The 17,765-nt window shown below is 60.8% G+C and carries 16 protein-coding genes; 3 read left to right on the top strand and 13 right to left on the bottom strand.

Annotated features, from left to right (window positions below; translation table 11 throughout):
• Nucleotides 1-78 precede the first annotated feature (78 nt).
• On the bottom strand, nt 79-1,227 hold the full coding sequence (locus ACIREA_RS03970) for a 5-(carboxyamino)imidazole ribonucleotide synthase (RefSeq protein WP_397380777.1): 1,149 nt from the start codon (nt 1,225-1,227) through the stop codon (nt 79-81).
• Nucleotides 1,224-1,745 carry a 5-(carboxyamino)imidazole ribonucleotide mutase gene (purE, locus tag ACIREA_RS03965; protein ID WP_397380775.1) on the bottom strand — a complete coding sequence of 174 codons (522 nt, stop codon included), beginning with the start codon at nt 1,743-1,745 and terminating at the stop codon, nt 1,224-1,226. The genes ACIREA_RS03970 and purE overlap by 4 nt, the downstream gene beginning before the upstream one ends.
• 86 nt (nt 1,746-1,831) lie before the next feature.
• Between purE and ACIREA_RS03960 the strand changes: the two genes are divergently transcribed.
• The 3 genes from ACIREA_RS03960 (at nt 1,832) to ACIREA_RS03950 (ending at nt 5,173) form a co-directional block, all read left to right on the top strand.
• Nucleotides 1,832-2,416, top strand: a complete 585-nt coding sequence (locus ACIREA_RS03960) for a hypothetical protein (RefSeq protein ID WP_397380773.1) — start codon at nt 1,832-1,834, stop codon at nt 2,414-2,416.
• Nucleotides 2,417-2,527: 111 nt separating this feature from the next.
• Nucleotides 2,528-3,280 (top strand): orotidine-5'-phosphate decarboxylase, encoded by a 753-nt coding sequence (pyrF, locus tag ACIREA_RS03955; protein WP_397380771.1) that lies wholly within the window; start codon nt 2,528-2,530, stop codon nt 3,278-3,280.
• 84 nt (nt 3,281-3,364) lie between these two features.
• On the top strand, nt 3,365-5,173 hold the full coding sequence (locus ACIREA_RS03950; protein ID WP_397380769.1) for a lysophospholipid acyltransferase family protein: 1,809 nt from the start codon (nt 3,365-3,367) through the stop codon (nt 5,171-5,173).
• A gap of 42 nt (nt 5,174-5,215) precedes the next feature.
• Here ACIREA_RS03950 and hpf read toward each other — a convergent pair whose 3' ends face one another.
• From hpf to ACIREA_RS03895, 11 genes are all read right to left on the bottom strand, one after another.
• A complete protein-coding gene (gene hpf / locus ACIREA_RS03945) occupies nt 5,216-5,812 on the bottom strand; it encodes a ribosome hibernation-promoting factor, HPF/YfiA family (protein ID WP_397380767.1) in 597 nt (198 codons plus the stop codon).
• Between the two features lie 30 nt (nt 5,813-5,842).
• Nucleotides 5,843-6,691: an LPS export ABC transporter ATP-binding protein gene (gene lptB / locus ACIREA_RS03940; protein WP_397380765.1), complete on the bottom strand. Its 849-nt coding sequence runs from the start codon at nt 6,689-6,691 to the stop codon at nt 5,843-5,845.
• Between the two features lie 2 nt (nt 6,692-6,693).
• The gene (locus ACIREA_RS03935) at nt 6,694-7,689 is read right to left on the bottom strand and encodes an LptA/OstA family protein (RefSeq protein WP_397380763.1); all 996 of its coding nucleotides are present in this window, start codon (nt 7,687-7,689) and stop codon (nt 6,694-6,696) included.
• 1 nt (nt 7,690) lies between these two features.
• Entirely contained in the window at nt 7,691-8,227 is a 537-nt protein-coding gene (locus ACIREA_RS03930; protein ID WP_397380761.1) for a hypothetical protein, read from the bottom strand.
• Nucleotides 8,214-9,050 (bottom strand): 3-deoxy-8-phosphooctulonate synthase, encoded by an 837-nt coding sequence (gene kdsA / locus ACIREA_RS03925; protein WP_397380759.1) that lies wholly within the window; start codon nt 9,048-9,050, stop codon nt 8,214-8,216. Before kdsA ends, ACIREA_RS03930 begins: the two co-directional genes overlap by 14 nt.
• A gap of 132 nt (nt 9,051-9,182) precedes the next feature.
• A complete protein-coding gene (locus ACIREA_RS03920) occupies nt 9,183-10,034 on the bottom strand; it encodes a transglutaminase domain-containing protein (RefSeq protein WP_397380757.1) in 852 nt (283 codons plus the stop codon).
• Nucleotides 10,035-10,063: 29 nt separating this feature from the next.
• Entirely contained in the window at nt 10,064-11,125 is a 1,062-nt protein-coding gene (locus ACIREA_RS03915) for an alpha-E domain-containing protein (protein ID WP_397380755.1), read from the bottom strand.
• 9 nt (nt 11,126-11,134) lie between these two features.
• A complete protein-coding gene (locus ACIREA_RS03910; RefSeq protein WP_397380753.1) occupies nt 11,135-12,613 on the bottom strand; it encodes a circularly permuted type 2 ATP-grasp protein in 1,479 nt (492 codons plus the stop codon).
• Between the two features lie 75 nt (nt 12,614-12,688).
• Entirely contained in the window at nt 12,689-13,567 is an 879-nt protein-coding gene (locus tag ACIREA_RS03905; protein WP_397380751.1) for a transglutaminase N-terminal domain-containing protein, read from the bottom strand.
• A complete protein-coding gene (locus tag ACIREA_RS03900; protein WP_397380749.1) occupies nt 13,567-16,095 on the bottom strand; it encodes a circularly permuted type 2 ATP-grasp protein in 2,529 nt (842 codons plus the stop codon). The genes ACIREA_RS03905 and ACIREA_RS03900 overlap by 1 nt, the downstream gene beginning before the upstream one ends.
• A 129-nt stretch (nt 16,096-16,224) precedes the next feature.
• Nucleotides 16,225-17,765, bottom strand: a 1,541-nt coding sequence (locus ACIREA_RS03895) for a transglutaminase family protein (protein ID WP_397380747.1), incomplete at its 5' end; no start/stop codon positions are given.

The raw sequence follows: 17,765 nt of genomic DNA, 5'->3' as shown, positions 1-17,765 counted from the left end.
TAATGTCAGAGCCCTGAGCGGCATTGGAATGCCGCGCTCCCGGCGGCCGTTAATCGGACGCTCATGTCAGTGGCCGGATTAGTCCGACCCGATTCCCAGTGCTTTACGGATCGCGAGGGCGTCGGCCAGGGCTTGATCGATGGTATCACCGAGGACGGTGAAGTGGCCCATTTTGCGGCGGGAGCGGGCTTCGCGTTTGCCGTAGAGGTGGAGCTTGGCGCGGGGGTGATTGAGGACGGGGGACCAGTCGGGGTGCACCAGCGGGGCGGGCCAGACGTCGCCGAGGAGATTGATCATCACGGCGGGGGTGTGCTGGGTGGCATCGCCAAGGGGGAGGCCGCAGATGGCGCGCTGCTGCTGCTGGAACTGATTGGTGCGGCAGGCGTCGATGGTGTAGTGGCCGCTGTTGTGGGGGCGGGGGGCGATCTCGTTAACGATGACTTTGCCATCGCTCGTCACGAACATTTCGACGGCCATGGTGCCGACATAGTCGAGGCCTTCGGCGACGGCTTGCCAGAGGGCGATGGCTTGCTCGGTGATCTGCGGATCGACGCGGGCGGGTGCGATGGTGACGTCGAGAATGTGGTGGGTGTGCTGGTTTTCGACGCAGCCGTGGGTGGCCATGGAGCCATCGATGCCACGGGCACCAACGACGGAGACTTCGCAGACGAAGGTGACCCATTGCTCGACGACGGCGCGCTGGCCGGTGAAGCCGCTCCAGGCTTCGGCGAGATTGGTCTCGGCGGTGACCTTGCACTGGCCTTTGCCATCGTAACCGAAGGCGGCGGTCTTGATGACGCAGGGGCGGCCGAGCTCGGCGACGGCGGCTTCGAGTCCGGCGAGGTCGTCTATCACCCGGAAGGGGGCACAGGCGATGCCTTGATCGCGCAGGAAGTTTTTTTCGCGCTCGCGATGCTGGGTGGTGATGAGGGCTTTGGCTCCGGGGCGCAGGGGCTTCACGGCCTCAACGGCGGCGAGGCAAGTGCCGGGGATGTTTTCGAATTCGGCGGTGACGACATCGACCTGCTGCAGGAAGTTATTCAGGGCGGCGGTGTCATCGTAGGCGGCGTTGATTTCGATGTCGGCGAATTGTCCGGCGGGGCAGCCCTGGGGCTCGTCGGTGAAGATGGCGATGCGATGACCGGCGCGGCGGGCCTCCAGGGCGAGCATGCGGCCGAGCTGGCCGCCGCCGAGGACGCCGATGGTCGAAGGGGGCGGGAACTTCATGCCTTGGGTTCGACTTCGAGTTCCTTCTGGCTTTCGAGCACTTTTTGCGTCTGGCGCTCGCGGAAGGTTTTCAGTTTTTCGACGAGCTCGGGATTGTCATTCGCGAGCATGGAGACGGCGAAGAGTCCGGCGTTCAGGGCTCCGGCATTGCCAATGGCAAAGGTGGCGACGGGGATGCCGCCGGGCATCTGGACGATGGAGTAGAGGCTGTCCACGCCGCTGAGGGCGCGGCTTTGCACGGGGACGCCGAGGACCGGGATGGTGGTCATGCTGGCGGTCATGCCTGGGAGGTGGGCGGCGCCGCCGGCACCGGCGATGATGCACTTGAGGCCGCGCTCGGAGGCGGTGGTGGCGTAATCGTAAAGGAGCTGGGGCGTACGGTGGGCGCTGACGACTTTCTTTTCAAAGGGGATGCCGAAGTCGGTGAGCACCTGGGCGGCATTTTGGAGGGTGGGCCAGTCGGAACTGGAGCCCATGATGATGCCCACGAGGGGCTTGCTGGCGGCGGTGTTGCTCATCGGGAAAGGTGGCAGAATGGCGGCAGGGTGGCCCGATACAAATTTTTTCTGGATGAGATTTGCCACTGTCTTATAGGGTGCCGGTCATGATTTCAGCATTCAACCGCAGCCAGGTCGTGTTGGCGGTATTCGGTCTGGCGGGCAGCGTGGTGTGTTATGTGCTGGCGTGGCTTTTCTTCGAGCACGGAGCCGAGATGGTTCTAGACGCATGCGCCTTGTCCACGAGGGCCGCTCCTTGGACAGCCCTCTTGGCGCTGGCCTGCATCAGCTTCAGCGGCTGGTGCACGTGGGAAAGTGGGCAGGGATTCCAAAGCTACTCGGAGTCAGCCTTTTATCATGATTTTGGCGGAGGCGCAGAAACGGCAGGCGATCACCGCGGAGCCAAGATGACGGGACTGGCTTATGTGCTGAGCCAGGCCTTCCTAGCTGGACCGCTGCTGCTGCTGAGGAGCCTGCATCGCTTGCGGAATCTCGTCCCGGATGAGGCCGGACTGGAACAGAAGCTGGCTCATTTGCTGGCCATGTTGCAAGCGGCGAACAAGTGGCAGGGGCCCTCGGATTACCCAGGGCTGGAACGAGAAGTTTTACTGCTCAACTTCATGAAGAAGTTAGATTTCAGCCGCCACAATGGAAACGTTCGTTTCAAAGTCAGAACCTTTGAGGGAATTTAGTTTTGAATGGCGAAACCTCAGGCTTGAGTTCGTCAAGCCGCCCGCTTTGGCCGGAGTGATCGTTTACCAAGGCCCTTGCTCGAAGCCTCAGGCTGTGCCAAGCCATTTGGCATGACTTTTCTCGACAAACTGAATCAACGCATCGCCAAGACTGGGTCCAATCTGTGTGTGGGGCTGGATGTGCGGGCGGAAAACGCGGAGGAATCGACGAAGCGGTGGATTCTGGACGTGATCGAGCAGACGGCGCCGTATGCGGCGGCTTTCAAGCCGAACTCGGCCTACTTTGAGGCGCTGGGCTGGCGCGGGATGAAGATGCTGGAGGAGATTTTGAAGGAGATCCCGAAGGAGATCCCGGTGGTGCTGGATGTGAAGCGCGGGGACATCGGCGAGACGCAGGGGTATTACGCGAAGGCGTGTTTTGAGGCGATGAACGTGGATGCGGTGACGCTGAACGCCTACATGGGCCGCGACACGCTGGAGCCGTTTTTGAAATACACGGACAAGGGGCTGTACCTGCTGGGGGTGACCTCGAATCCGGGCGCGAAGGACATTGAACTTCAGCCGACCGGCGACCGCCAGGTGTATGAACTGGTGACCGCCATGACCGCCGGGCACCCGCAAGCGGGGCTGGTGGTGGGCCTGACGAATGCCGCCCCGAATGTGCTGGATCACATCCCCGACGTGCCGCTGCTGATTCCGGGGCTGGGCGCGCAAGGGGGCGATCTGAGTGCCCTAAAGGGCAGCGGAAGAAAGGCCCCGCTGCTGGTGAATGTGTCGCGAGGCGTTCTGTATCAAAGGGATGAGCTGACTTTTGCGGCCCGTGCGGAGTACTGGATGAAGCAGATTCAGAGTGCGCTGAACTGACACTTTCATTTTTAAGAATGGCAAAATCGAAACGCGGATGGAGCTTGATTGAAGCGCATTCGAGAGGATGGGTGGACCGTTCTCATGGTTATCGATCTTAGCGAGCATCTCAAAACCCCATTTCAGCGACGGATCTACCGCCTGGTCGGCCCTACCTTGGAAAAGGCGCTGGGGCTGCGCGGTTTCAATGAATGCTACGAGGAGTCTGCGCGGCTGTTCAAGCTGCACCCGCAACACCCGAATGCCTTCGCGTGGTTTGATTCCGTGGCGCATTCGCTCAGCCTGCAGGAAGAAGTGGATCTGCCGGCTGAGTTTGAGTTCCCGAAACAGGGGCCGCTGATCATCGTGGCCAATCATCCGTTTGGGGTCATTGATCCCGTGATGCTGGCCCGCTGGGCAGGGCAGTTCCGGCCGGATCTGAAGGTGATGACGAATTCCCTGCTGCTGGCCATGAAGGAGCTGGCAGATCATGTGATTCCGGTGGACCCCTTTGGCGGAGAAGGTGCCGCGAAGCGCAACCTGGCGCCGATGAAGGAGGCGATACGGCTGCTCCGCGGCGGTGGCGCGCTGATCATTTTCCCGGCTGGCGAAGTGGCCTCTTACAAACCCGGGCGCGGCGTCGATGAACCGGCCTGGAGCAACCATGTGGGATCGCTGGTACGCCGCACCCAGGCGACCGTGCTGCCGGTGTATTTCCCCGGCTCCAACAGCGCCTTGTTTCATGCCGCCGGAATGATACACCCGCGCCTGCGCACGGGCCTGCTGCTGCGTGAGTTTTGCAACCGCGCCAACACGCCGGTGCAGATGAACGTGGGACAGCCCATCCCCTTCTCGCGCCTGAAGAAATTTGAGGATGATGAATCCCTCACGCGCTACCTGCGCATCCACACGTTTGTGCTACACCAACGTGGCAAGGAAGAGACTGCCAAGCTGACGGTGACGGGTGAAAACATCACGATCACTCCACCGTCTGAAACTCAGCAGGAACACATGGTGGAGGAGATCGACCGCATCCGCGCCCGTGGCGGCCGTTTGGTCGGGCAGGGCGGTTTGTCGGTCTATCAGGCACACTCGCATGAGATCCCGGCGCTGCTGCCGGAGATCGGGCGACTGCGCGAGATCACTTTCCGAGAAGTCGGCGAGGGCAGCGGCAACGACATCGACATCGACAAGTACGACCGCTACTACGAACACCTCATTCTGTGGGATGAGGAGAAGGAATGTGTGGCGGGTGCCTACCGGCTGGGGCGTGCTGACATCATTCTGCGCGAGTATGGTTCCAAAGGTCTGTACACCAGCACGCTGTTCCGGTTTGAGAAGCCGTTCCTGGCCAATCTGGAACATGCGGTGGAGATGGGGCGCAGCTTCATCATCAAGGCCTACCAGCGCAATCTGGCCTCCCTGCCGCTGCTGTGGAAGGGCATCGCGCACTGGATCGCGCGCAATCCGCATTACAAAAAGCTGTTTGGTCCGGTGAGCATCAGCAAGGACTACAGCAGCCTGTCGCGGAAGATGATCGTGGAGTTTTTGCAGGACAACCGGATGCATCCGCACCTCTCGAGTTTTGTGAAGGCGCGCAATCCCTTCCGCTACATGCGCACCCGCCGCATGATGCGTGAGTTCATCAGCGCGGATCTGCAGAACGTGGACGACTGCTCTGCGCTGATCTCGAGCCTGGAGACGGACGGCAAGGGCATCCCGATTCTGCTGAAGCACTACCTGAAGCTGAACGCGACGCTGCTGAGCTTCAACGTGGACAAGGATTTCTCGTCTGTGGTGGACGGTCTGATCATGGTCGATTTCACCGAGACCGACGCACGTCTGCTGGCCAAGTACATGGGCGAGGAAAATTGCCGCCAGTATCTGGCGAGCCACAAAAAAGAAGCGGCCTGAATTCAGGCCGCTCCGAGGGTGGGTTAAAGGACTGCTTCCGCCTTATTTGGCAGCGGCTTCCATTTCCGGCTCGATGAGGCCGTAGTCGCCGTCTTTGCGGCGGAACAGGAGGGCGAGCTTGTGGGTCTTCTGATTGTGGAAGATCACGAAAGGACGATCGCTGATTTCGAGATCCATCATGGCTTCGTCAGCATAGAGAGGACGGATTTTATACTTCTCCTTGTGCACATAGGCTGGCTCAACATGCTCTTCTTCGGTGTGCAGCACTTCCTGGTGGAAGACCTGCTCCTCGATGTGGCGGATGGAGACTTCCTTGCGCGGGCGGTGGTTTTTGAGCAGGCGGGTCTTGTACTTGCGCATGCGCCGGGCGATCTTGGCGGCGCTTTCGTCGATCGAAGCATAGATGTCTTCGGTGACGGACTTCACTTCAATGACGATGTGATCGGCGCAGAAAAGGATGATTTCCGCGAAGTGTCGGTGATGGGTCTGAACGTCGAGCACGACCTTGGCCTCAATGATGCGGGGATAGTCAAGGTGGAGTCCTTCGATCTTCTTATGGGCGTATTCGCGGATCGCATCGGTGACTTCCATGTGTCGTGCGGTGACGATGATGGGGAGGTTGACGTTGTGTTTTTGCATGGTGGTTCTCCTTTTTTGGTTGGATAAAAATTACATGGTGAACCCTTCGCCGAGATAGAGGCGACGGGCTTCGTCGTCATTGACGAGAAAGTCTTTGCTGCCGTGGCGGCGCACTTTGCCCTCAAAGATGAGGTAGGCGCGGTCCACGATGTTGAGGGTCTCACGGACGTTGTGGTCGGTGATGAGAATGGCGAGGCCGGCGGCGCGGAGCATGCGGATGATCTCCTGAATTTCGCTGACGGCGATGGGGTCAACGCCGCTGAAGGGCTCATCGAGCATGAGCAGCTTGGGCGAGGTGACGAGGGAGCGGGCGATGGTGAGGCGGCGTTTTTCGCCGCCGCTGAGGGTGATGGCGAGATTGTCCGCCACATGGTCGATGCCGAACTTTTCCATCAGGGACTGGGTCTGCTCCTCACGCTCCTGACGAGAGTAGGGCTGAGTCTCCATGACGCCCATGATGTTTTCACGCACGGTGAGGCGGCGGAAGATGGACTCCTCCTGCGGCAGGTAGCCCATGCCGAGCCGGGAGCGCATGTACATCGGCTGATTGGTGGTGTCTTTGCCATCAAACATGACCTTGCCGCCGTTTGGCTGCACGAGACCGACGATCATGTAGAAGGTGGTGGTCTTGCCGGCACCGTTGGGGCCGAGCAGGCCGACGATCTCGCCGCTTTTGACTTCGATGTCGACCCCATTGACCACTGCGCGACCGTCATAGACTTTTTTCAGTCCTTCGGTGTGCAGGAGGGTGTTGCTATCCGGAACGATGGGCCTTGGCGTACCCGCATCAGGCGCGGTCTGCCAGGATTCTGCAGGTTCCGAGGAGGGCAGGGATTCCCGGCCACCAGCATCCTTCATTCTTTTCTTTCGCGGAGCCATGTTCACTGCGGTGCGGGTGCGGGCGAATTCGAACCATTCCTACGGGGCGTCACTTCATCCCCCTGAAGGATGATGGTTTCATGGCCACCGGTGGTGGTCAGCTTGCCAGTCTTGTCGATGATCATGATGCAGCCTGCTTCAGTGGCTTTATGCAACTGATTGCCAGCCTGCACCTGCGGCCATTCGAGGAGGGTGGTCTGCTCGGTTTTGCCGTCGTAGATGAGATGCTTGCAGTGGCCGATCTGAAGTTCGCCATCCTCTGAAATTTTCTCGATGGTGACCATGGGGCCGCGGGCATCGGCTTTGTCGATGGGAGGAGCGGTGTTGGCGGCTTTTTTGGGAGCGGCGAGAATGTCCGCATCTTTGGCCGCAGGGCCGGTTTTTTTGGGCTTGGGAGCGAGGACGCTGCCGCCCTGCTTGGCCATGAAGAGTTCCAATTCCTCGCACTCGATGTACATCTGAGGATGACGCGCCTTCACATCGCCAGTATAGATGCCATAATTGTTGTTGGCATCAAAGAACGCACTTTTTTGAGCGGTGATGTCGATCTGACCTTTGGTGGCCTTTGGGGCCTCATCCAGATTCAAGGGCTGCAAAGGTTTTGGCTGCGGGCCCGTGGGGGGCGGCGGGGGAGGAGCTTCAACGACAGCCACCATGGGAACTGGTGCCGGAGCTGGGGGGGTGTCTGCGGCGGCGGGGGGCGTCGTCCCTGCAGGGCTGGGAGCCGTGCCCTGGATCATCGACTGGGCAGCCTGCAGCGCCTTCTGGCGCATTTCAGCGCTGTCGGGTGAAAGTAGCAGTTCCTTGGCCTTGTCCTTCACGGCATCGGGCACCTGTTTGACGGCATCCTTGGCCGCATCAATCGCCTTGGTCTTGGTGTCTTCATCCACCTTCTTTTTGCGGAAATCAAAGAGCGGGCGAGTGCCGCCGGGGCCTTGAGCCAACGCGCCAACGCTGCTGACCAGCAGGGCAATGTACAGTATGGACGACGTCTTCATATCACTTGGTGGGGCGTGATTCAGCGGGTGTTACCTCGCCGCTGAGAGTGCTGCTGTCAAAGATGACCATGTGGATGTTTCCTGTCATGCGTCCCTGATTTTTTGCGGTGTCAAAGATGAGGCTGTCACCTTCAATGTCGAAGGTGGGACTGCTGACGTGGCTGCGCTCCGTGCTGCGCAGGACGCCACCACTGCCGGCCATCTGATAAAAGGCGGTCTTGAGGTCGATGCGGACGTCGTTTTTCGGATCGGCATTGAACATCTGAACCACGAGGTTTTCCGCGTAGATGCGTTCGTCATCCACCCTGCGCAGCATGTCTGCGGTGATGAGCGAGGTGCGACGGCCGGTGGAGTCGAAGGACGGGATGAACGCGCCCTTGTTCACGGCTCCAGGCGGGACCATCTGTAGAAAAGCGCTGATGCCGGAGTCTGCCGGCGCCGGCTGCTGGGCGGTGGCGAACATGACGAGGCCCGCCAGCACGCCGAGCGTGATGGAGACCGCGAGTCTGCGGTGGTAGAGCAGCTCAAGTGATGTCACGAACAAGGCCATGAATCTTCCGCAAGGTTTCCACCACTTCCGCGATCTGCGAAAGTGGGATTTGATTAGGGCCGTCTGAAAAGGCGTTGGCTGGATCCGGGTGCGTTTCCATGAACACGCCGTCGCATCCTGTGGCGACTGCGGCGCGGGCGAGGACGGGGGCCAGCTTGCCATCACCACCGGTGGCGGTGCCGAGACCGCCGGGACGCTGCACGCTGTGGGTGGCATCCATAACGACACGGTAGCCGAGTTCGCGCATCCAGTAGAGGGAGCGCATGTCCGCCACGAGATTGTTGTAGCCAAAGGTGGTGCCGCGCTCGGTGAACATGAAATTCTGACAGCCGGCACTGACCAGCTTGTCACCGATATTACGAACGTCCCACGGAGCGAGGAACTGGCCCTTTTTAACATTCACAGCGCGACCGGATTCACCGGCTGCGACAATCAGATCTGTCTGGCGGCAGAGAAAGGCGGGGATTTGCAGGAGGTCGATGTGTTCGGCGGCTTGTTTGACTTCCTCGACGCTGTGGACGTCGGTGGTCACTGGGACGCCGAGTTTCGCGCCGATCTGGGCCAGCAGTTTGCAACCGGCCTCGCAGCCAAGACCGCGGTAGGACGAAATGGCGCTGCGGTTGGCCTTGTCGTAGGAGGCTTTGAAAATCCAGCGCCAGCCGTACTGCTGGGCCATGGCACCGAGTTTTTCGGCCACGCTCCAGATGAATTCTTCGCTCTCGATCACGCAAGGACCGAGCATCAGGACCGGTTCCGTGCCATCCATCGACACAGACCCTATTTTCACCACCGGAAGAGAGAACAACCCCATAAAAACTTAATATTGATTCTGGGAGCCTCGCTCCTGAATCGGTTTTGAAGTTCTCCAACCCCGTTGCGCGGCCCGCTGTGGGAGAATTGTAGCGGGCAGGGTTGGAAAGACAACGGAAGATTCTGGCAGACGTCAGCCATCGAGCCGCCGGACTTCGAGCTCGACTTGAAGGGCGGCAGTGGCACCGGGGGGACCATCGAAGTGGCCGGAGACGGGGGCGGCGTCCTGGTAATCACGGCCGGTGGCGATTTTGATGTGGCGTTCGTCGGCCAGGGTATCGTTGGTGGGGTCCAGGCCGAACCAGCCTTTGCCGGGAACGTGGACTTCGCACCAGGCGTGGGAGGCCTGGGCGCCGCGCAGGTGGGAGTCGGGGCCGTTGTAGAGATAACCGCTGATGTAACGGGCCGGAATGCCGAGGGAGCGGCAGATGCCGATCATGAGATGGGTGAAGTCCTGGCAGACGCCTTGTTTCGTTTCCAGAACCTCGTTCATGTGCGTGGAGGCCGTGGTGCTGCTGGGGGCGTAGGTCCACCCGCGGAAGATGTGATGCATCACCGCCTCGGCGGTTTCAAAGACATCGTTGCTGTCATTGCGGATGTCGATGCCCAGCCGCCAGACTTCGGGCGTGACTTCCACGTAGCGGCTGGTGCCTAGAAAAGGGGAGACCATTTCGTCGGTCTCGTTTTTGAGTGCCTCAAAGCGCACACCGAGCGGCTTGCCGTCCTTGTAGGGATTGGTGGTGTTGATCGTCGACTGCGACTCGATGATCAGATCGTTATGCGGCTCTGGAATGTCGAAGTAGTGAACGTAGTTGAGCCAGTTGTCCCGGAAGTGCTGGAGCCGGGCAGGTGGCTTGACGTTGAGCAGGAAGAATTCGAGACGTGATTTGTCGTCCGTGGCGGGACGCAAACGCACTTCGTTGTAGCTGTCACGAACCGCCGCACGATAAACGTAGCGGGTACGGTGGAAGACTCGGAATCGCATGGCGAGCAGCAGGAGGTGCCAACGATCTATTACTGTTGTTGCTGCTGCTGTTGCTGGACTTGGAGATCTGCGTCCGCGTGGGCATGGTAGGCGCCTGGGGCAACGCTTTCCACCGGGGCATCGTCGTCGGTCAGTTGCGAGAGTTCGGCGTGCTGTACGAAGGTCTGGAAGATGGCCTCGCCGATCTGATTCAGACGAAGCTGAAGATCGTCGATGTATTCATGCAGGCCGGTGGCGAGCACTTCCTCAACGGTGGTGTAGGCCAGATCAGCGCGCAAACGGCCGACATGGCGCAGGGGCAAGGGCATGCCTTTGAGCCCGGCATCCGCACAGAGAGCCTTCAAGGCGGTTTCCGCCTCTGCGACGCAACAGGCGATGGAGCGCGGGAAGGTTTCGTCGAGCAGAAGATAGGCAATGATTCTGGAAGGATCCAGGCGGCGGTGCTGGGCCTGGAAGGCATGCCAGGCGGAACAGGAGCGCAGCAGGGCTGCCCAGCGCAGAGGCCGGGCCTGCGCGTGAGGCGGCAGCTCCAAGGAGAGGCCGGAGCAGGTGTCCAGCAGGCGGGACATTTTGTCCGCACGCTCCAGGCAAGTGCCAAGGCGGAGGAAGTGCCAGATCTCACCGCGTGGGGTGGTGGAATCGGCGATGCCTTGGAACTGATAGGAACCACGGAGCACGCGCTCGTAAAAGGCAGCGCTCTGGTTGCGATGCATGGCCTTGCCTTCGGCGGATTCGACAAAAAGGCGCAGAGAGTTCAGAGATTCCCAGATCTCATCGGAGATCTGATCCCGCACGGTGCGCGCGTTTTCACGTGCGGCCCGGATGCTGTTGAGCATCGAATTGGGATTGTCGGAACGCACGGCGAGGAATTCGGTGACGTCCTTGCCTTTGATTTTTTTATGCAGCTTGGAATAGGCCTCTTCATCGCCGGTGGTGGCGAGGAGGGGCTGCCAGAACTGCGCTTCATCGACGCCTTCGGCTCCGGCATCCAGCAGGAGGTCCTGCGTGGAAAGGAGGAGGCGTGAGAGGTTTTCGGCACGCTCAACGTAGCGTGCCATCCAGTAAATGCTGTCTGCGACTCGGCTAAGCATGGCGTTTGATCAGGCGGCGGGTGGGGTTTCGGCAGGCATGTCGAGGGGGTCATCCCAGAGCACCCAGGTGTCTTTGCTGCCGCCTCCTTGAGACGAATTCACGACGAGCGAGCCCTTTTTGAGCGCCACGCGGGTGAGTCCACCAGGAACGACGCGAACGCGATCGCCACAGAGCACATAGGGGCGCAGGTCGATGTGACGGCCTTCGAAGTGGTCGTCCACAAAGACAGGATGGCGGGAGAGCTGGAGAACGGGCTGCGCGATGTAGTTGCGCGGGTTCTTCTTGATGAGTTCGGCAAAGTCGGAGCGCTCTTTTTTTGAAGCGTGGGGACCCATGAGCATGCCGTAGCCGCCGGATTCGTTCACGGCCTTGACCACGAGCTTGTCAAGGTTGTCGAGGATGTAGGAGCACTCCTTGGGATCGACACCGAGATGTGTGGGTACGTTCGGCAGGATGGGATCCTGATCGAGGTAGTATTTGATCATCTGCGGCACGAGGGCGTAGACCGCCTTGTCATCGGCGACACCGGTGCCGATGGAGTTGGCGAGGGCGACGTTGCCTTTGCGATAGGCATTGATGATGCCCGGCACGCCGAGGAGGGAGTCTTTGCGGAAGACCTGGGGGTCAAGGAAATCGTCGTCAATGCGGCGATAGATGACGTGCACCTGCTCCAGGCCTTTGGTGGTGCGCATGAAGACGCGGTCATTGCGGAGGATGAGATCACGGCCTTCGACGATGGGCACGCCCATCTGTTTGGCGAGGTAGCAGTGCTCAAAGTAGGCGCTGTTGTAGATGCCGGGTGTGAGCACGACGATCGCAGGATCCAAGACGCCGCTGGGGGCGAGGTGCGCGAGTGTTTCACGCAACATGGAGCCGTAGGCATCCACCGGGCGCACGGGCAGCTGCTGCAGCAGGCCGGGGAAGGCGCGCTTCATCGCATTGCGATTTTCCAGCATGTAGGAGGCACCGGAAGGGCAGCGGCCGTTGTCTTCCAGGACGAAGTAGCCGCCTTTGCCATCGCGCACGAGGTCGGTGCCGCAGATGTGGATGTAGATGCCGTGCGGTACTTTGATGCCACGGAACTCAGGCCGGTAATGCGAGGCGGAGAGGACCAGCTCGGCAGGGACCGCCTTGTCAGTGATGATCTTCTGACCGTGGTAGATGTCGTTGAGGAAGAGATTCAGCGCAGTGATGCGCTGGATGAGCCCGGCCTCAATGGTCTCCCATTCACGCTGCGGTATGATGCGCGGCATGAGATCGAAGGGGAATATTCGTTCCGTCCCTTGGTCGTCACCATAAACAGTGAACGTCACGCCCTGGCGAAGGAACGCGGCATCCACGGCCTTTTGGCGAGCGGAGTATTCGGATGGAGTGAGTGAACCTACACTATCAAGCATGGCTCCGTAGTGCGGACGTGCCTTCCCGGATTTGGAAAACACTTCGTCGAAGAAGCCCTCTGGTTGGTAGTCGTTAAACAGTGACGACATGAGGTGATATAATATAGCAGGGCCTGTGCCAGAGTTTGGAAGTCTTTGAAAATGGCATCGGCTGGAGGGTCTTGATCAGGTTCCCACCGGTTCGACATCCACGCCTACGCCGACGGTGTGCCTGCCACCGCCAGTTATGATGCCACGCACGGGGCTGACATCCGAGAAATCACGACCGATGGCCACAGTGATGTGGTCGAGAGAAGTGAAGCAGTTGTTGGTGGGGTCGAAATCGACCCAGCCAAATCCGGGCACAAAGCAGGAGGCCCAGGCATGCGAGGCATCGACCCCCTGAAGCCGTGGTTTGCCCGCAGGTGGATGCGTGCGCAGGTAGCCGCTGATGTAGCGTGCAGGCAGGCCCATGGCGCGGAGGCTGGCAATGGCGAGATGCGCGAAGTCCTGGCAGACGCCGCGTTTTTTCTCCAGCACTTCGTTCAGCGGCGTGCTGATGGTGGTGGCCTTTGGATCAAAAACGAACTCACGATAGATGCGGCGGCAGAGATCGGCGGTGGCGGCGAGCACGGGGCGGCCTTTGGTGAAACTGGGCAGTGCGAAATCACGCAGCGGCATCTCATGGATCAGCAGCGGACTGCCGAAGACGAACTGGCAGGGGTTCAGCAGATCCACGGCCACGGGGTCACGGAACATCGCGGCAACGCTTTCCCAAGGCGGTGTCTGCAGGGGATCGGGCTGCAGCACCGGCATCAAAGAAACGAGGCTGCGCGAGATCACTTCAAATTGCTTGTGGAGCTTCTGCACTGAGAAGCAGGAAACCAGATTGCCAAAGGAATCGGTATGCTCCGTGAGCAGATCCGGTTCCGGATCAAAGCTGAGGCTGAACTCCAGGCAGCGCTGCGTTTCGGTATCGCGCGGGCGCAGACGCGCGGCGTGGTGCGACACGACCACCCGCGAGCTGTAGACATACGTCGTGCGATGGGTGATGCGGTAGTTCATCACGTGGACTGTGTGTCAGCAGGAACATCATCGCTGCTGCTGATGGTGGAGTGTGCGAAGTAACCTGCGGTCAGCGCATCATTGAGGACCGGCATGGCCTCGATGAGCTGGGTGAGGAGCTTGGCCACCTGGGTCTGCGACCAGGCACCCGGCTCGACACGGGCGAGCTCGGTGGGATCACACAACTGCAAGCGGGTGCTGTTTTCCAAAAACACGCGCATTGCCGGCGTGAGAACTGCGGAGTTTTGCTCGTGGGGCAGATGATCGAACTGCTGGCGGATGCGCTCAAACTGGAAGCGCAGGCCACGGGGATTCTGCTCGTCGAGCATGAGCAGATCGTACACGGCGGCGAGCTGAGGGAGTAGGCTGTAGCGGTTGCGGTAGGTGATGGTGCTGTCACCCACCTCGAGAATGGCCTCAAGCAAGCTGGGGTTTTCTGCGTCGGCGCTGCGGAGGCCGGCACGCAGCAGCTCGCAAATGTACACGGTGCGCTCGATGCGGTGGCCCATGTCCAGGAACATCCAGCCCTGGGCACGCGTCATGTTTTCCTTGGCAAGGCCATGGAAGGAGGCGAGTTCGAGGATGATGCGGGTGAGGACGTTCAGCGCGTCCGACATGGGTGTGACGCTCGGGGTGTTGTCGTAAGCGTCGAGCGCATCGCCAAGCTGGCTGATGACGCGCCAGGTATCGACCGAAATGCGATCCCGAAGCAGCACGCCGATGCGCTGAATGTGAGCCACGCAGGAACGAATGCTGGTGGGGTGATTGGCATCAAAGACAGCCTCCAGCAGCCGGGCTTCAAGCTGCTCCTGCTGGGAGGCGAGCGAGGCGGCATCCGGCACATCATCCAGAACGGTGAGACACTTCAATGCCTCCAGCAAGGGAAGCAGGAGGGGCGTTTCGCTCATGCCGCTTTCCGGAGAGCAGCGCAACAGGGTGGAACGCAGCAGGCGGGCGCTGGATTCAGCGCGTTCGGCGTAGCGACCGAGCCAGTAGAGATGATTCGCAACACGGCTGCCCAGATTGTGCCCCGTACGGCGAAGTTCCACCGGAGTGCTGGTGCTGGAGAGCAGCGTGACGTTTTCCACCGGTCCTTCACTGAGCACCCAGGTGTCTTTGGTGGTGCCGCCCTTCTGCATGGATACCAGGGGGGAGTCCATGGAGGCGGCGACGCGCGTGAGTGCGCCGGGCATGACCATGTAGCCGTCCTTGGTGGCGACGAGGTAGACGCGCACGCTCACGGGCTTGTGCACGAGGTGGCCGTCCTCCCACATGGGTGCGGTGGAGAAGGCGATCTTTTCCTGAGCGGCCCAGCGATCCGGGGCAAAGCGCATGCGCTCAGCGAGGGAGGCACGTTCGGCACCGCTGAGGCGTCCGCCGAAGCAGGCCTCACGCCCGCGAACCCGGAAGGCGCTCTTGATGACAAGGCGGTCGAGATTTTTTTCCACCTCGCCACGTGGGCGCTCCTGTCCGCACCACCAGGTGGCCACGGAAGGCATGAGAAGTTCTGAGCCTAGCAGCTTGCGACACAGGCCCGGCAAGAAGGCCATCATGGCCGGGGCTTCGGCAAGGCCGGAACCGAGGGCATTTCCCAAGGACACATTGCCGGCACGCACGGCGCGCACGAGACCGGGAACGCCGAGCATGGAATCGTTGCGCAGTTCCAGCGGATCGCAGAAATCGTCATCCACCCGACGCAGAATCACATCCACCGGTTCGAGGCCGTTGAGTGTCTTTAAGAAGACACGGTCATCGCGCACGGTGAGGTCTTCGCCTTCCACCAGGGTGTAGCCGAGGTAGCGGGCCAGGTAGGCCTGCTCGAAGTAGGTTTCGTTGTACGGCCCGGGGGTCAGCAGCACGACACGCGGCTCCTCCACGGGGCGCGGAGCGAGGGCGGCAAGGGACTGCTGCATCTGGCGGAAGAAACCGGCGAGACGACGCACGCGAGCATCACGAAACACGTCTGGCAGCAATCGCGACGTGATGAGACGGTTTTCCAAAGCATAGCCGGAACCGGTCGGGATCTGGGTGCGGTCGGAAATGACCCACCACTGACCGTCGGGCGAGCGGGCGATGTCAGCACCGTACACCTGCAGAGGCTTGGCGTTTGGCAGCTTGATGCCGTGACAGGGGCGCAGATAGGCGGGCTGCCCTAGCACGAGAGCCGCAGGCATGCTGCCATCACGGATCAACTGCTGCGGACCGTAGCTGTCGTTCAAGATCGCGTTCAGCAGGGTCGCGCGCTGAATCAGCGCCTTCTCGATGCCCTCCCATTCGCGAGCCGAAATGACAAACGGCACCGGATCCATCTTCCAAGGGGTGTCGAGGCCTTTTTCGTCGTAGATGTTGAAGGTGACACCGCGCTCTGCCAGCAGGCGGCGGGTGGTGTCTGCGAGGCGTTTGACGCCGGCCGAGTCCCGGCGCTGAAGATCGGCAATGATCGGCTCGTAATGCGCCCGCACTTTGCCGCTGGCATCCCGAAGTTCATCGTAATGCCCGCGGGTGTCAGGGCCGTCCAAACGCGACATCACCGCCCGTTGTTGAACGGGAGCGGCGGCAGCGGTGGAGGTTTGAGATTGGAAGATCAATGCGAGGACAGCTTTGCGATTGGCGATAGTAGGAACCGTTCAGGCATTGTGCATCCCGATTCTTTACTTTCATCCATTGCGCAGGTCCAGAGTGAAGGGGAACTCGGGATTTGGCCTGGCTGGCTCCACTTTCATCTTTCCGGGCGTGTGACCGTGGCGGAAGAAACGGGAGTAGCGGCGGCTTTCGGCTTCGTAAGCGTTCACCGGGAAGGTTTCGTGGCTCAGGCCGCCGGGATGGGCGACATGATATTTGCAGCCACCGAGGGAGCGCTGATTCCACTGATCGACGAGGTCAATGGTGAGCGGTGAGTGGACGCCCACGGTGGGGTGCAGGCAGTTTGGCGGCTGCCAGGCGCGGTAGCGCACTCCGGCGACGTATTCGCCATTGGTGCCGGTAGGATGCATCGGCACGGTGCGGCCGTTGCAGGTGATGGCGTAACGGCCTTCCACGAGCCCCTGCGCCTTGATTTGGATGCGTTCGAGCGAGGAATCGACGAAGCGCACGGCACCGCCGGCACCGTTGTCCTCACCGAGCACGTGCCAGGGCTCCAGCGCCTGGCGGATTTCCACGTTCACGTTGCGAGTGCACCAGTCGCCGCTGAGCGGATAGCGGAACTCGTAATGCGGGGCGAACCACTCGGGTTTCAGTTCGAACCCGGCCTGCTGCGTGTCATGGCAGACGTCCTCGATGTCGCTCCAGGCGAAGTGCGGGAGCATCCAGCGGTCGTGGATGTCAGTGCCCCAGCGCACGAGCGGCGCCTCGTAGGGCTCTTTCCAGAAGCGGGCGATGAGGGTGCGGAGCATGAGCGCCTGAGCGAGGCTCATGTGGGGGTGCGGCGGCATTTCAAACCCGCGCATTTCGAGCAGGCCGAGGCGGCCGGTGCTGCTGTCTGGCGAGTAGAGCTTATCGATGCAGAACTCGGCGCGGTGGGTGTTGCCGCTGGAGTCGATGAAGAGGTTGCGGTACAAGCGGTCCACGAGCCATGGTGCCACAGGACCTCCCTTGGCAGCGGCCTCAGAGGCGGCTTTGAAGGCCACTTCGAGTTCGTAGAGCGAATCGTTGCGCGCTTCGTCAATGCGCGGGCTCTGGCTGGTGGGGCCGATGAACATGCCGGCGAACATGAACGAGAGCGACGGATGATTCTGCCAGTAGCTGGTGAGGCTGCGCAGGAGATCGGGCCGCCGCAGGAAGGGGCTGTCCTTGGGCGTTTCCGCGCCCATGACGATGTGATTGCCACCGCCGGTGCCGGTGTGGCGGCCATCGACCATGAATTTCTCGGTGCCGAGGCGGGTCAGCCGCGCTTCTTCGTAGAGGGATTCGGTGATGTTGACCATTTCGTCCCAGCTCTTGGCGGGATGCACGTTCACTTCGATCACGCCCGGGTCAGGGGTGACTTTGAGGACGTGCAGGCGCGGATCAAAGGGGGGTGGATAGCCTTCGATGACGACGGGTTGATCCAGCGCCAGCGCGACATCCTCCACAGCACCGAGGGCGGAGAGGTATTCCTCCAGCGTCTTGGTCGGGGGCATGAAGATGAAGAGCTTGCCATCGCGCGGCTGCACACAGAGGGCGGTACGCACGACCTTGTCGGCAGACTCACCTGCCGCAG

It is taken from the genome of Prosthecobacter sp., from assembly GCF_044373815.1.
Classification (GTDB): domain Bacteria; phylum Verrucomicrobiota; class Verrucomicrobiia; order Verrucomicrobiales; family Verrucomicrobiaceae; genus Prosthecobacter.
Note: the sequence above shows the minus strand (reverse complement) of the source record. Positions and strands in the feature narration are given on the sequence as shown.

Bases quoted from the DNA above. Each gene is read 5' to 3' on its own strand.
- ACIREA_RS03970 (WP_397380777.1), bottom strand. From the start codon at position 1,227: ATGAAGTTCCCGCCCCCTTCGACCATCGGCGTCCTCGGCGGCGGCCAG.
- purE (WP_397380775.1), bottom strand. From the start codon at position 1,745: ATGAGCAACACCGCCGCCAGCAAGCCCCTCGTGGGCATCATCATGGGC.
- ACIREA_RS03960 (WP_397380773.1), top strand. From the start codon at position 1,832: ATGATTTCAGCATTCAACCGCAGCCAGGTCGTGTTGGCGGTATTCGGT.
- pyrF (WP_397380771.1), top strand. From the start codon at position 2,528: ATGACTTTTCTCGACAAACTGAATCAACGCATCGCCAAGACTGGGTCC.
- ACIREA_RS03950 (WP_397380769.1), top strand. From the start codon at position 3,365: ATGGTTATCGATCTTAGCGAGCATCTCAAAACCCCATTTCAGCGACGG.
- hpf (WP_397380767.1), bottom strand. From the start codon at position 5,812: ATGCAAAAACACAACGTCAACCTCCCCATCATCGTCACCGCACGACAC.
- lptB (WP_397380765.1), bottom strand. From the start codon at position 6,691: ATGGCTCCGCGAAAGAAAAGAATGAAGGATGCTGGTGGCCGGGAATCC.
- ACIREA_RS03935 (WP_397380763.1), bottom strand. From the start codon at position 7,689: ATGAAGACGTCGTCCATACTGTACATTGCCCTGCTGGTCAGCAGCGTT.
- kdsA (WP_397380759.1), bottom strand. From the start codon at position 9,050: ATGGGGTTGTTCTCTCTTCCGGTGGTGAAAATAGGGTCTGTGTCGATG.
- ACIREA_RS03920 (WP_397380757.1), bottom strand. From the start codon at position 10,034: ATGCGATTCCGAGTCTTCCACCGTACCCGCTACGTTTATCGTGCGGCG.
- ACIREA_RS03915 (WP_397380755.1), bottom strand. From the start codon at position 11,125: ATGCTTAGCCGAGTCGCAGACAGCATTTACTGGATGGCACGCTACGTT.
- ACIREA_RS03910 (WP_397380753.1), bottom strand. From the start codon at position 12,613: ATGTCGTCACTGTTTAACGACTACCAACCAGAGGGCTTCTTCGACGAA.
- ACIREA_RS03905 (WP_397380751.1), bottom strand. From the start codon at position 13,567: ATGAACTACCGCATCACCCATCGCACGACGTATGTCTACAGCTCGCGG.
- ACIREA_RS03900 (WP_397380749.1), bottom strand. From the start codon at position 16,095: ATGTCGCGTTTGGACGGCCCTGACACCCGCGGGCATTACGATGAACTT.